This window comes from Psychrobacter sp. AOP7-B1-25, from assembly GCF_052376195.1.
Classification (GTDB): domain Bacteria; phylum Pseudomonadota; class Gammaproteobacteria; order Pseudomonadales; family Moraxellaceae; genus Psychrobacter.
In genome coordinates this window covers 1-14,441 of record NZ_JBQSVK010000009.1, presented here as the reverse complement: position 1 = coordinate 14,441, position 14,441 = coordinate 1, and the positions used below count along the sequence as shown (strand labels likewise).

The following is a 14,441-nucleotide window of genomic DNA, read 5'->3' as shown; positions in this document are numbered from 1 at the left end:
TTTGATAAAATTAGTATGCAAATCATGAGACATTATTAGTATGAAAGCTGCAGAAAAATATCGCCGAGTTTTTGGATCAATGAATCATCTAAAAGACCAGTTATCATGGACGACTGGGCTCTCTAATATGGTGGAGTTTTTGGCATGGGAGCCGCAGCGTATTTTAGGTGTCACTAAAAAGCAATACGTACGCCAAATCATTGAGTGGGCGGCCCATCCAGAGGTAAGGGATAAAAATATAGAAGAGATTGAGCAGTCAGTCATCAAAAAGCTCAATACAAAAATGAATGAGACTGAGCAGCTAGAGACGTATTCAACGCAAACGATGGGTATCTGTAATGCGAGAGAGGCCGTTCGCCGCGTTAAGTTTTTTTCTGAAGACTACCTAAATAAAGAATTCGATATTTTTCTGAGTTTGTGCAGTGATGTTTATCTGAACTTATTTTATCAGCAATTTATCAGCTTTGAGCCAAGTGAGGCATGGTCGACACATGGTAATAGCGGTATGTTTGAAAACAGTACAGAGCTAAAAGCAATGTATATGGACAATCTAGCCTACAACCATCAGGCGAATGTATTGATAGCGAATGAGTTAAAACTCGCTGGCCGAAAAAACCCAGACCCAATCCTAAAGTACTGTTTGATGTATGAGCATTTATTAGAAAAGGGCTTTATCGAGAAAGGGGCAAAGTTTTTGCTGTTGTTTATCGGCGGTGACGCGCTAAAGCAAAATAAGCAAACGCTCGTAGATCGGGAGCTTGCCCTATGTCATAAACGACCAAGGAAGTATCAATATCTATTAAGAACAGAACTGTTAGAAATAGTCGATCATTTAGAAGTGGCAAGTATCTCTTGGTCAGCCTTTATAGAGTTTAATAATCGCTACTTAGCAGAAAATGATGTCTGCCAAGTGGAGCAAAAATTGCTACGAGGGTTCCACCAAAGCCTCGAATCAAAATCGTTTATGCAGTTATCAGTTTAACCCTAAAAAACCAGTACAATTTCAGGTAGAATAGCCGCCTGTTTTTGCTAAGTTTATTGACTCTTCATGCGTTTAAAATCTCTAAAGCTGGCAGGCTTCAAATCCTTTGCCAATCCGACCACTTTTACTTTTCGTCATGGTATCACCGCCATCGTCGGGCCGAATGGCTGTGGCAAATCCAATGTGATTGATGCCATCCGCTGGGTGCTGGGCGAGACCTCTGCCAAGCAGTTACGCGGTGGGGCGATGAGTGATGTTATCTTCGCCGGTACGCAGGACAAAACAGCAAAAAGCGTCGCCAGTGTTGAGCTGACATTTGAGCATACTCAAGATGAGCAGACTGGCATTCGCCATGAATTTAACTTGTATCAAGAGCTGTCTGTTCGCCGTCAGGTAAATAAAGATGGTCGCTCAGATTATTTTATCAATGGCACGCGTTGTCGCCGCCGTGATGTGGTCGATGTGTTTTTAGGTACAGGACTGGGCGCGCGTAGCTATGCGGTGATTGAGCAAGGCATGATTGGGCGCATCGTCGAGTCTAGTCCTGTGCAGCTGCGTGAGTTTATCGAAGAGGCCGCAGGCGTGTCTCGTTATCAAGCGCGCCGTGGAGAGACGCAAAAGAAGTTAGAGAAGACAAAAGACAATCTAGCGCGCTTGCACGATATGCAAAGCGAACTACTACGCCAACAGAAAACACTGTCTAAACAGGCAGCTAGTGCGCAGCGTTATGAAGAATTGGCTCTAACGCTAGCTGATATCGAGCAGCAGCTCGCTATTCAGCAGCTCTATCAAGCTAAGCAAGCGCATCAGCAGCAGAAAGTAGCGCATGAATGCAGTGCCGCTGAGGTATCGACACTTCAAGCTGACTACGACACGCTTAAAGCTCAGCAAGACAAGCTCACTGCTCGTATCAACCAAGAGCAATGGCTCAAAGACGACGCCCAAAGCGCTCACTATCAGCAGCAGCTGGGCTATCAACAAGCGGAACATGAGCTAAGTGATGCTAAATCACAGTTGACCGCTATTGAGCAGCAACTGACTAGCTTGACTCAGCAGCGCGAGCAATCACTTGCTGACATTGGGAGTTTACAGTCTGAACAAGCTGAGCAGAATCAAGCGCTAGAAGCATTACGCCCGCAGCTTATTGAACTGACAGATAAGCGCGATGACTATAAACGTAATGAGCAGCCATTGCAGCGCGCGTGGCATGAAGCGCAAAACAATCTGTCACGCTTAAAAGATAAAGCCCGTTCGTTTGAGCAGCAGCAAGCTATCAACACTCAAGCACAAAAACGCCATCAGCAAAGTCATGATAAATGGCAACGCCGCGAGCAAAACTGGCAAAATCTGTGGCAGCAACTACAGCAGTCTATAGCACCATCTGACCGTACTAATGTGAGTAAGACAGATAAGGTGCAAGACTTCAGTCAAGTACTAGAACAGCAAGTCACTGAGCTAAGCATGCAGTTGCAGCAAATTGAGCGTCAATGCGAAGCCGTCGATGAACGATTATCCGAGATACAACCGCAAGCGCATAGTTTGCAGCAAAGACTAAACGTACAACAGAGCGAGTTGAGCAATGATGAAAAGCATCATGCACTACTAGCAGGTGAGTACGATACTCTGCATCAGATATTGCATCCGAAACCTACACAGCCGCCGCAGCAATCAGAAAAGTCGAAAGTTACCGCGACAGATAATGCAAATAACGATGGCATATATAATCAGCCATTAACCATTGTAACGCTACGTGAGCAGATTGAGCTAAGTGCGAAGGGACAGGAGCATGCGCCGCTACTCGATAGTATCTTGGCATTATGGTTAGACAGTCATGTACTGGTTGCTAACCAACAAGCGAATCAACAAGCTAACCAACAAGCTAACCAAACCAGGCAATCAGACTTTAATGACGCTAACGGCATTTCTCAACAAGCTAATAGCTTATGGCAAGCGCTTGAGCATGACGTTGCAGATTTACTGGCTTATCAAACCGCACAAACTACACCTACTAGTGCAAAAGATAAAGCTTTAGTAGAGACAGGTCATAGTTTATGGTTACCTGCTACGCAAAGTAATACTAGTGAAAATGCGTTCATCAGTGAATTGCCAAATGGTATAGCTGACAAAGTATTGCCATTAGCGCAGTTGATTATTCAACCTACGCTTGCGGTTTGGCAGCAGTGCTATCTATATACGGCGCAGTTTGAGATCAGTCAGCAGCCTGAGATTGACACATTTATTGATGTATTAAAGTTATTGCCACCGTCCGCTATATTGCTTACCGCAGATGGCTGGCTGATTAGTCGTCATGGAACGATCAATTTAGGCAAATTTGCTAGTGCACAGGACGAGCAGAACGATGGCAATAGCCAATTCCTTACGCAGCGTCTGCAACAGCGTATGCGCTTACAAGCGTTAGAAGACTTGCTTGATGAGCTGGAAACCAAAATACAAGACCAGCAAAAATCTATTGCAAAAGATCAGCGCGATTATGATGCGTTAATGGTTAGCTTGGAAGAAACGCGTGCGCAAGCTGAGCAGTTAACCCGTGATAAGCATAAATACCAGCAGCAATTGACGACCGAGCGAGCCAACGTCGAGCGCTTGCAAGCAGATAGCCAACGTCTGAACGCTGATAAAGTAGTGCTCGAGCAAGAAAAGCAAGAACTGGCACAAGAGCAACAAACCCTCGAGCAAGAGCAGCAGCATATCGAAAGTGAGATCGCCACACTCACTCCGCAAATAGCAGAGGCACGAGCGACAACTCAGCAATTGCAAGCTGAGCGCAGTGAGCTAAACCGCGCCCGTCAAGCTGATGACGACGCATGGCAAGCATTGCAACTGCGTATCCAGCAATACGAGACGCGCTTGGAGCATAGCGTTAGTAGTTTAGTTCGTGCGACTGAGCAACATGACAAGTCGTTAGAAAATGAGCAAAGCCTACAGACGCGTCATGAGCAGCAGCAGGCTAAATTGCCAGAGCTACAAGCAGCATTGCAGTCTGTACAGACAATACGCGATGATCAGCAAGTGCTATTGACCGAGCGTGATACTGCGCTAACAGCACTGAAACAAAAGTACGCTGAGCAGCAGACAGCACTTGATAAATTGCAAAATACATTGCAAACGCAGCAAAGTGAGCTTGCCCGTCATGCTACTGAGCTGGCACTGAGTGCTGCACGGTTAGAAGACGCCAGTACGCACACACAAAGCGCTTTAGATGCCTACTATCAAGTAAGTCATAAATATAAAGCGCAAGCAGAGCAACCACAACAAAGCATGAGCGTCTCAAACCTGCTGGCAGATTTCATCGCTCATGATCGACGCGTCCGTCCAGACAAAATCGCTGAACTGGAATCCGAGCAAGCCAAGTTAACTCAGCAGTTGAGCAAGATTGGGCCAGTCAATTTGGCAGCAGTCGCAGAGTTGGATGAGGTAAACGAACGTTTAGAACCACTCGCACAGCAGACAGCAGATATCGCCGCTAGTATGCAGACGTTGACGGAAGCGATTGCCTCTATTGATGAGACGACCAAGACGTTGTTCATGCAGACGCTTGATGCGGTTAATAATGAACTGGCCAATTTATTTGCCAAAGTTTTTGGCGGTGGACAGGCTAGTCTGACGTTGAACACTGACGAGATGCCAGCCAATACGCCAAAGTCAGAACAGTGGCGGGCAGGGCTTACCTTAATGGCACAGCCGAAGGGTAAGCGTAATAGTCGTTTAGCAGTACTATCGGGCGGTGAAAAAACCCTTACTGCGCTGAGTTTGATTTTTGCGATATTTAAGCAGCACCCTGCACCGTTCTGTGTGCTTGATGAGGTTGATGCACCGCTAGATGATGCCAACGTCGCGCGCTTTACCAGTCTTATTCATGAGCTAGCAGATGATTTACAGTTTATCTTTATCAGTCATAATAAATTAACGATGCAAATTGCTGATGAGCTAAAAGGCATAACTATGCCAAGTGCAGGCATTTCTACTCTAGTCAGTGTGTCGCTTGATGAAGCCGCGCGTTACGTAGAGAGCTAAGAATAAAATAGTTGTTACCAAAAGTACTATGAGAATCAGCACGATGCAAATATAATCAATCAATTGGCATAAATGCGATTAAGCTTGACCTCAGTCCAGCATACTGGTTATAAAGTACACAATGTGGTGACGATATAGGTCAGCCATGCTAGAATATTGCCATTTATGCTCGTTTGTGTATTCCCTTTTGTTATATATACTAGGATGTATTTATCATGACCGTTATTCAGTTTATATTGATTGCCATTGCCGCGTTTATCGTGCTCGCAGGGCTGTTTATGGTCATGCGTAGCTTTAAGCGCCGCGGTGCTACCGAAGCTGCTGCGGTCAATTATGATAAAAATGGTATTCCGATCATACCGCGTCACGAGCGCAACATCGTTGATCAACCAGATCTTGATGACACAGTCGCAGGCGAGACGAGCATCGGTCCTGATCGTAGTTATTTGGATGCCGTCGTTGAAGAGGATCCATTGACGCAAGCGCATACCAACGTTGATGCTCAACTAACGGCTGAGCGTGACTATGTAGCAGCTGACGATCATGATGGTATCGATGAAGCTGACTATGCGCGCTGGCAAGAAGAGCAACGCCGCGCCGATAATACTGAGTTCGTAGAAGTCGCAGATCAGATGCATATCGAGCAAGAGCCCGATGCGTTTTCTAGCCTAATGTCAGCGACTGATAGCCTGATGCCAACCATCGATACGGCAGAAGAGCCAAGCTTCGATGACAACAGTCCCATATTGGATCAGCATCTATCAGAGTCAGGTGATGACGCGCAAAACGGCCCACTGATTAATGCTAAAGACAATATCAATATCACTATCTTGCCGCACCAATATCGTGACCGTCCAGCGGCGATTATCCGTGGTCGTGACCTACTAGCGTTGATTGATAAATATGGTCTACGCTATGGCGCGATGAATATGTTCCATCGCTATGAGCAAAAAGATGGTACAGGTATGCTGTGGTTTAGCATGATGGGTATCACTGATAGCGGTATCGCGCCATTTGATCCGCATAGTGTCGCGACCAACACTTATAACGGTGTCGTCGTATTCTTATCATTACCACATCCACAAGCCGTGCGCAGCTTTGATAGTATGATGAGCATTGCTTATATGATGGCGAGCGATCTGGACGCGATTATACTTGATGAAGAGAATGAACCAATCACGCCTGAATACAAGCAGCAACTACGTAACCAAGTCCGTGATTATGAGGGCTAGGTGCTTAAAGGCTACAAGCTACGAAAGTTAAAAGCTGATTAATATCAGAAGTTATATAAAGGGCAAATAGCGATTAACGTTATTTGCCCTTTTTTAATGGCCTTTAGTTTCTGCAAAATATTATCCGAGTATCCTACAAACTTGTTATCATATCGACATCTTGAATTGCAAAAAAGACACCGACTATGACTGACGCCACCTTATCAAATAATTCCAAAAATCTATCTACCCAAGTAGAAAACCAAGCACCTGCGACATCTAACATATCTAGTTCAACCGATGGCAATACAGACAATAGTACAAAGATTGTCTCGAAAATGCGTGCACTTATTGAAGCATTAAAAACGCATAACTATGCCTATTATGTGCTCGACAATCCGATATTAGAAGACAGCGAGTACGATCAATTACGTCGCTCATTGCTTGAAATCGAAGAAGAATACCCAGATTTGGTACAGCCAGACAGTCCAATCAATCAAGTCGGTGATATGCCGCTATCGGCCTTTACACAAGTCACGCATGATATTCCGATGTTGTCGCTGGGCAATGTCTTCGACTATGACGAGCTACATACCTTCATGCGCCGCGTCAACGATCGTCTCAGTGACTCGCAGCAAAATCCCGAGTACGAGATGGAGCTAAAGCTTGATGGACTGGCAGTTTCACTGAAATATGAGCACGGAAAATTTGTCCAAGCAGTCACGCGCGGCGATGGGCAGACAGGAGAGGATATCACTCAAAATGCCAAAACCATTCGTAATTTGCCACTATGGATAGCTGATGCTGCTGATATTGAACTGTTAGAAGTGCGCGGTGAAGTATTGATGCCAAAAGCAGGGTTTGAGCGTCTTAATCGATTGGCAGAAGAGAACGAGGGCAAAACTTTTGCTAATCCGCGCAATGCTGCTGCTGGTAGCTTACGTCAGCTAGATCCAGCGATAGCAGCCAGTCGTCCATTGGCATTCTATGGCTATTCGGTCAATCAGGGTTTGCCTGAGAATATCGACACACAGTCAGGGGCGTTAGCATGGCTTACCGAGCTTGGATTTACGGTCAGCGCTGTAGAAGTGGTAGCAAATCCACGTACCGCGCAGACGTATTATGAGTCAGTGATAGAAGGGCGTAGCGATTTACCATTTGAAATAGATGGTATGGTGATCAAGGTCAACAGCCTTGCGTTACAGCAGCAGCTTGGCTACCTATCACGCGAGCCACGCTGGGCAACTGCTTATAAATTCCCTGCCGAAACGGTGATGACATTTCTCAACGATATTGAGTGGCAAGTAGGACGTACAGGTCAGATAACACCAGTCGGTAAGCTTGAGCCTGTAAAAGTCGGCGGCGTCACTGTCAGCAATGTCACTTTGCATAACTTTGGTGAGATTCAGCGTTTAGATGTGCGCGCAGGTGACACGGTCAGCGTCCATCGGGCAGGTGATGTCATCCCAAAAGTGACTCGTGTCTGGCACGATCAGCGCCCAGCTGATAGCGAACCAGTCACGCTACCCTCTACTTGTCCTGTCTGCGACTCTCCTGTGGTGCTGCCTGAAGATGAAGCATTGGCACGCTGTACGGGTGGACTATTTTGCCCAGCGCAGCAGACCGAGGCGCTTATTCATTTTGTCTCACGTCGTGCGATGGATATCGATGGACTTGGTGCAAGTTGGCTCATTAGCTTCTTTGAGCATGGTCTGGTCAAAACTGTCGCTGATATCTATCAGTTGCACAATCATGCAGATGAAATGGTTACCTTTGAAAAACTGGGTGAAAAATCCGTACAGAATATCATCAATGCTATTGAAGCCAGTAAGCATACAACGTTGCCTCGTTTTATTTATGCACTTGGCATCCGCGGTGTAGGCGAGGGCACGGCACAAAACTTTGCTCAGCAGTTTGGTGACTTAGATAGTCTGATGGCCGCCAGTGTCGAAACTCTGATTAAAACCCCTGATGTGGGCACCATTACTGCCGAGCTTGCTTATGAGTTTTTCCGCGCACCGCACAATATCGAGGTGATTAACTCACTACTAGAAGCGGGCGTGTATTGGGACAAAGTTGAAGCCACTTCATCAGAAGGGCTGCCACTTGATGGTCAAACGTGGGTGATTACGGGCGCACTGAGCAGTATGGCGCGTGATGAAGCCAAAGCCAAATTGCAAGCGCTTGGCGCAAAAGTCTCAGGCAGCATCTCGGCAAAAACCACAGCATTACTAGCAGGTGAAAAAGCTGGCTCAAAAATGGCGAAGGCTGAAAAGCTGGGCGTTAAAGTGGTGGGCGAAGATGAGTTTTTGGCGATGGTTAAGGCGTAGATGATGAATATTGATGACATGGAAGGTCTAGACGAAGCAGCTCGAAAAGAGATTGAAGAGTTGATGAAAGTGACGCGTGAGAGTGAAAGTGATGAGCAATTCTCACTTGCTCAGAGAAAACTGGCTGAAATATTCTACAGGAATGGATTTTTGGATGAAGCTGTTAGAGTCAGTAATTTAATTCAGCCTCAGGACAATAGAGAACATTATAAAAAAGCACAATATAATATTGCTGCTGTTTATGATGAACAAGGTAATACTAGCGAAGCTCTAAAGATATGGTCGAAAATAGGAGAGGACGATTTTCCAGACATATATGCTAGGGCACAATACAATATTGGCGTTATATTAGCCGATGCAGGTAGAGCTGAAGAAGCGAAAATAGCTTGGAATAATGTTAAGCAAAATGCTAATAAGGAAGCTTATGCTAAGGCAAAATCCAACATGGCCAATCTTCTCGTCAAAGAAGGTAATGAAGAAGATGCTGATAAGGCATGGAGTAGTATAGAAAAGAATGATGACCCTGAGGTCTATGAACGTGCACAATTCAACTTAGGTGTTAGGTTAAATAGAAAAGGGAATACTAATGAAGCTTTAGATATATGGGGAAGAATAAAATCTGAAAATTCCTTAGAAATATTCAATCTTGCTCAATATAATATCTGTACGGTATCTATGGAAGACACACAGTATCAAAATATTGATAGGGCTGAAAATGCACTCCAGAAAATTGTAGACGCGTATCAATACGAGAGACTTTGTTTGGCTAAAATTTGTAGGTTAATTAGGCATGATTCTACCAATAGTATTGGAAATAATTTGTTATTACTACTTATTAATGTTTCTAAGGTTATAGAGATACTCAAAGTGGATTTTAGCCACAGATTAACTGAGGATAAACCTGTAGAGCGTAAACTAGCTCATTACACAGGGACTGACACAACCAATTTACTACTAGCTAATGATAAGAATAAAAAACTTCCAAGTTCATTTAGACTGAACACTATAAATAATGTAAACGATCCTAGTGAAGGTAAACTTCTTTTAAATTATCTAAAAGGAGTCAAGAAGGAGTTATCATATAAATCTCAATTTGATGAAAATTTACATGCTTTTATTAGTTGCTTCACTTTTAATCACGATAGCTTGAATCAATTCAGACTCTATGGCAAGCAAGGTAATAAAGAGGCTTCTGGAATTAGCTTAGTTTTCGAAAAAGATTTTTTTCAAAAATACAATTTTATCGGAGGATTGTCATATGTGCTTTTTGAAGATAGATCGAGTATTACTGGCTCTAACTTACTTGAAAAAGCAACTGAAATTGATTTAAGTGAAGAGAAAATAGAAAAGCAGCCAGTAATGAGGTGTGTTTATCTTGATCCTACTTCCGACTATGTTCATTTAGCTCAGCGTAATCGACTAACTTTTTTTCGGGAATTTAATGATGAGTCTGTGCAGATAGGAAGTGAGCAGATAAGTAAAGCTGAACACGAATGGAAAAGCTATAAAAGCTTTATTGATAAAAAAACTGAAGATTTTAAAAGTGTCTTTATAGACCTTCAAAGTGATTATAGAACTATTACTGAAGAAGTGGCTGAGATTGAGAAAAAAAATGCAAGTTTGTCAGGTAAGATAGAAGTTCTATTAAATGAAATTCTTTTACCTCTGAAATACCTTATCAAACATTCAGCATTTCAAGAAGAGCAAGAGTGCCGTATGGTTTATATGACTTCGCTTGACGATGAAAAAGTGAAAATGGAGTTTGGCAAGTTTTTATATATTGAGTATGAAGCGGATGTAAGAGACAATCTTGATAAAATATATATTGCACCAGCCGCTACTCAATATCAACCTTATTTATCTAAATTGCTTTGCAAAAGTAAAGGTAGAAAAAAAATAAAAATCGAACTCTCAAACAATCCTTACCGCCATACTTCGTAATAAAACAGTAGCGTGTGTCATATAAATAAAAACACACGCTATTAACTTTCTACTCCACCATCTCACCATGCGCTGCTACGTCACCTTTCTTACCGTCTGGCTGAATCACGATAGGTAGTACCAACCCTTTGGCAAAGTCATCAGACAGCACATAATCATAGCGACTGGCAGCGACATCGGGCGTGGTATGAATGATAAGCGTCATATCATTGCCATCAGTTAATTCGTGCGAGACATAGGTTTCGCTGAGTTGATCCAAGGCTTTCGATAGTGCTTCGTTACTTGCCATGCTCACCGTCAGATTATGCTGAGCGGTCGCCGCATCCACTTTGAAGTAATCTGCATAATCTTGGACGTTTTGGCTATCGATGGCAAACGGATACTTATAGTTGGTAGGATCAGCTGGCTTTTCACCACTATCTACCAGTGACCAGTCTATGGTATCGGCTGTTGGCGTTGATGCGTCTGTTGCTGTCTCTGCAGCTTGCTCAGTGGCATCGACAGAATCGGTAGCATTATCGCAACCTGTTAGCACCCACATGCTTGCTGTTGCAATTACCATCATACTTATCAGACGCTTTGCCATCGAGTTACCCTTTTGATTTTTGATTATCGATCATGATTGATTTGCCCTAGCTGCTATTTTGACAGCTTTCTTTGTGCTTCTCTAGCGAAATACATCAGATGGCAAGTTTTGATATCATCAATCCTCTATAAAAGAATGACAGTGCTAACCTCGCTTGAAGTATTACAGTTACATCTGCACTCGGTTTCCTTGTACCACTTTTAAATTGAATCAACGATATAGTCAAGTCTATATAAACCCGCTACATCGTCATCCTCGCTGAGCATACTGATATATAACTTGCACTCGGTTTCCTTATATCAAAATCATATTAAACTGACTATATAACCATCTACTTGGAACTGTTTTTTATAGCTATCTTTATATACATATGGAACGAAAACGCATAAAAAAGCAGCCACTATTTAATGACTGCTTTTTGTCTGTTGAGACGATGAGCTTATCTCTAGCTGATTAGATTTGGCAGTTCACTTGATACTCTGTACCATCAGCCCATTTCATCGCAAAGATACCTTTATCACCTTTCATGTGCCATGCGTAAACGACTTCTGGGTTTGAGTCGTTTACATAGCTTGCGACCTCGCCTTTTACTTCACCGTTTAGGATGATTGGCTGCTCGGCCCATTGCACTTTTGGTAGAGTAGCATTGAGCATGACTTGTTCTTTATTGATAGATTGCTTTGCCGTGATTTTGCTGTCGTCAGTACAGGTGTATGGTGCTGGAGCCATACGATCGTAGGCGGCGGTTGCTCTTTCTGGAGTTGGCGTATCAGTCGTGTCTTGGCTCATCGGGGCGGTAGTTGCACAAGCGCTTAATAGTGCAAGGACTGGTAGGGTAGTCGCAATCTTAGCTGTCATTCTCATCGTACTCTCCGAATTTTTTCACTGGTGTCGTTTATTTGTTCTTAATTATGCGTTTAGCGTATAAGGGTTATAGTAGCGAAAAGGAACGATTTTAATGTTAGAAATTGTTTGTTACCTGTTAGCTTCGTTACCCAACCGCTGTCTAATGTAACTTATAGTTTGCAATATGATGAAAAGTAAGCAACGTTCATCGTGAAATCCGCGACCATAAAGCTTTATGCGTAGAGATTTGACGCATAAAAAAGCGCCTATTAGCGAGTGGCTGATAGGCGCTTTTTGGTTTACTTAACACATTCTGCTTCATATACTCTAAGCTGAGCATGCATTTTTATACTATGAATACTACTTGGTTTTACGCGGTGGCAGACCAGTATGCTGCGTCTGGAAGTTGCCTTTGCTGACTTTCTTCTTACTGTTTTTACCGACAGTATTCTTACCCGCTGTACCTTTCACTGATGGATTGCGGTTTGACGAGCCGTTACTGCGCTTCACTGAGTCATTACCAAGACGGCTGTTCTTTTTGCGCGCTGACTGGTAACTGTCTTGCGCTGCATCACGGCCTTCTAGATGAGCATTAAATGGAGGTATCAAGCAGCCACGGTTTTTACCAATCAAGTCGCTACGGCCCATGTCTTGCAGCGCTTTACGTAGCAGTACCCAGTTTTTTGGATCATGATAGCGAAGGAACGCTTTGTGCAGTTTTCGCTGCTTACCAGACTTGACGATATCCATGTCACCTTCACTACGGCTGACCTTATGCAATGGGTCTTTGTGCGTGTGATACATGGTGGTCGCGGTCGCCATTGGACTTGGATAAAATGCCTGTACTTGGTCGGCGCGGTAGCCGTGACTCTTTAACCATAGGGCAAGGTTCATCATATCTTCATCTTTGGTACCCGGATGAGCAGCAATAAAGTATGGAATCAGATATTGCTCTTTGCCTGCTTCCTGGCTGAACTGCTCAAACATGGCTTTGAATTGATCGTAGCTGCCCATGCCAGGCTTCATCATTTTCGACAGTACATTGTCTTCTGAGTGCTCAGGGGCAATCTTGAGGTAACCGCCGACATGGTGACTAACCAACTCTTTGACATATTCAGGATCTTTTACTGCCAAGTCATAACGTAAGCCTGAAGCAATCAGGATTTTTTTCACGCCTTTGATGTCACGGGCTTTGCGATACAGCTTGGTCAAGTTGCTGTGATCGGTGATCAGGTTTTCGCAGACATCAGGATACACGCAAGATGGCTTACGACAATTCTTCTCAATGGTGTCATCTTTACAGTTCAGGCGATACATATTAGCTGTTGGTCCGCCAAGATCAGAGATAACCCCTGTAAAGTTAGGTGCGGTATCACGAATGGCTTCCACTTCGCGCAAAATTGAGTCTTCTGAGCGGTTTTGAATAATACGACCTTCGTGCTCGGTAATTGAGCAGAAAGTACAACCGCCAAAACAGCCGCGCATAATATTGACTGAAAACTTAATCATGTCATAAGCAGGGATGCGCGCGTCACCGTAGCTTGGATGCGGTAGACGGGCATACGGCAAGTCAAACACATAATCCATCTCTTCAGTTGAGAGTGGAATCGGTGGTGGGTTCAGCCAAACATCAATTGAGGTATGCGAGTTACCCGCACCGCTACTATGACGCTGTACTAGCGCACGCGCGTTACCCGGGTTGGTCTCTAGATGCAAGATGCGGTTGGCATGGGCATAGAGTACAGGGTCAGATTTAACATGCTCATAATCAGGCAGACGAATCACCGTCTCTTCACGTGGTGGCATTTTGATCTTATGCTTACGAGCGGTCTTTGGCTTATCAAAAACATTGTCAAATCCGCGCATCTGTACTACTTGGGTATCGGTATCTACTTGTTCGGCATTGATAACTTTATCAGTGACTGGTTCAGCGACAAAACCCTGATACTGTGATGACATTGATGATGGCATGGCTTGCCCAACAGGCGAGTCTAATGGTTTATCCTGCTCGATTGAGCATTGATCGACATCCTCGGTCATCACGTAAGGATTGATAATTGGATCGACACGGCCGACAGTATCGACATCGTTACTGGCGACTTCTGTCATGTCCGCTTGCCAATGGCGACGAGTCGGTGTCAACAGGTAAGAAGTACCACGCAGCTTGCTCATTTGCTCGAAGCTATATCCTTTTGACAGACCATGTACCACATCGACGATAGCACGCTCAGCATTACCATATAGTAAGACATCGGCACGCGCATCTAGCAAGATACTACGGCGCACCTTGTCCGACCAGTAATCATAATGAGCAATACGGCGTAAGCTACCTTCAATACCGCCCAAAATAATAGGCACATCAGGGTAGGCTTCACGGCAGCGCTGGCTATAGACGATAGCCGCACGGTCAGGGCGTTTGTTTGCCACGTTGCCAGGAGAGTAAGCATCATCACTACGGATTTTGCGATCTGCGGTATAACGGTTGATCATGCTGTCCATGTTGCCCGCGG

8 protein-coding genes are annotated in these 14,441 nt (G+C 44.3%); 5 read left to right on the top strand and 3 right to left on the bottom strand.

Annotated elements, in window-relative coordinates:
* The first annotated feature begins 40 nt into the window (after positions 1-40).
* From ACT3QR_RS08745 to ACT3QR_RS08725, 5 genes are all read left to right on the top strand, one after another.
* On the top strand, positions 41-982 hold the full coding sequence (locus ACT3QR_RS08745) for a hypothetical protein (protein WP_444520964.1): 942 nt from the start codon (positions 41-43) through the stop codon (positions 980-982).
* A gap of 66 nt (positions 983-1,048) precedes the next feature.
* The gene (locus tag ACT3QR_RS08740; RefSeq protein ID WP_444520963.1) at positions 1,049-5,017 is read left to right on the top strand and encodes an AAA family ATPase; all 3,969 of its coding nucleotides are present in this window, start codon (positions 1,049-1,051) and stop codon (positions 5,015-5,017) included.
* Between the two features lie 215 nt (positions 5,018-5,232).
* The gene (locus ACT3QR_RS08735; protein ID WP_444520962.1) at positions 5,233-6,249 is read left to right on the top strand and encodes a cell division protein ZipA C-terminal FtsZ-binding domain-containing protein; all 1,017 of its coding nucleotides are present in this window, start codon (positions 5,233-5,235) and stop codon (positions 6,247-6,249) included.
* Positions 6,250-6,566: 317 nt separating this feature from the next.
* Positions 6,567-8,558 carry an NAD-dependent DNA ligase LigA gene (ligA, locus tag ACT3QR_RS08730; RefSeq protein ID WP_444521039.1) on the top strand — a complete coding sequence of 664 codons (1,992 nt, stop codon included), beginning with the start codon at positions 6,567-6,569 and terminating at the stop codon, positions 8,556-8,558.
* Entirely contained in the window at positions 8,559-10,499 is a 1,941-nt protein-coding gene (locus ACT3QR_RS08725) for a tetratricopeptide repeat protein (protein WP_444520961.1), read from the top strand.
* A gap of 49 nt (positions 10,500-10,548) precedes the next feature.
* On the opposite strand, the gene ACT3QR_RS08720 is transcribed toward ACT3QR_RS08725, so the two are convergent.
* The 3 genes from ACT3QR_RS08720 to ACT3QR_RS08710 all read right to left on the bottom strand — a co-directional run.
* Complete coding sequence (locus ACT3QR_RS08720) at positions 10,549-11,085, bottom strand: hypothetical protein (RefSeq protein WP_444520960.1); 537 nt, start codon at positions 11,083-11,085, stop codon at positions 10,549-10,551.
* Positions 11,086-11,538: 453 nt separating this feature from the next.
* Positions 11,539-11,949 (bottom strand): hypothetical protein, encoded by a 411-nt coding sequence (locus ACT3QR_RS08715; RefSeq protein ID WP_444520959.1) that lies wholly within the window; start codon positions 11,947-11,949, stop codon positions 11,539-11,541.
* 342 nt (positions 11,950-12,291) lie between these two features.
* A partial coding sequence (locus tag ACT3QR_RS08710) for a YgiQ family radical SAM protein (RefSeq protein ID WP_444520958.1) occupies positions 12,292-14,441 on the bottom strand: 2,150 nt, incomplete at its 5' end.

Excerpts from the sequence above, each read along its gene's own strand:
- ACT3QR_RS08745 (WP_444520964.1), top strand. The coding sequence starts at position 41 with ATGAAAGCTGCAGAAAAATATCGCCGAGTTTTTGGATCAATGAATCAT.
- ACT3QR_RS08740 (WP_444520963.1), top strand. The coding sequence starts at position 1,049 with ATGCGTTTAAAATCTCTAAAGCTGGCAGGCTTCAAATCCTTTGCCAAT.
- ACT3QR_RS08720 (WP_444520960.1), bottom strand. The coding sequence starts at position 11,085 with ATGGCAAAGCGTCTGATAAGTATGATGGTAATTGCAACAGCAAGCATG.
- ligA (WP_444521039.1), top strand. The coding sequence starts at position 6,567 with ATGCGTGCACTTATTGAAGCATTAAAAACGCATAACTATGCCTATTAT.
- ACT3QR_RS08725 (WP_444520961.1), top strand. The coding sequence starts at position 8,559 with ATGATGAATATTGATGACATGGAAGGTCTAGACGAAGCAGCTCGAAAA.
- ACT3QR_RS08715 (WP_444520959.1), bottom strand. The coding sequence starts at position 11,949 with ATGAGAATGACAGCTAAGATTGCGACTACCCTACCAGTCCTTGCACTA.
- ACT3QR_RS08735 (WP_444520962.1), top strand. The coding sequence starts at position 5,233 with ATGACCGTTATTCAGTTTATATTGATTGCCATTGCCGCGTTTATCGTG.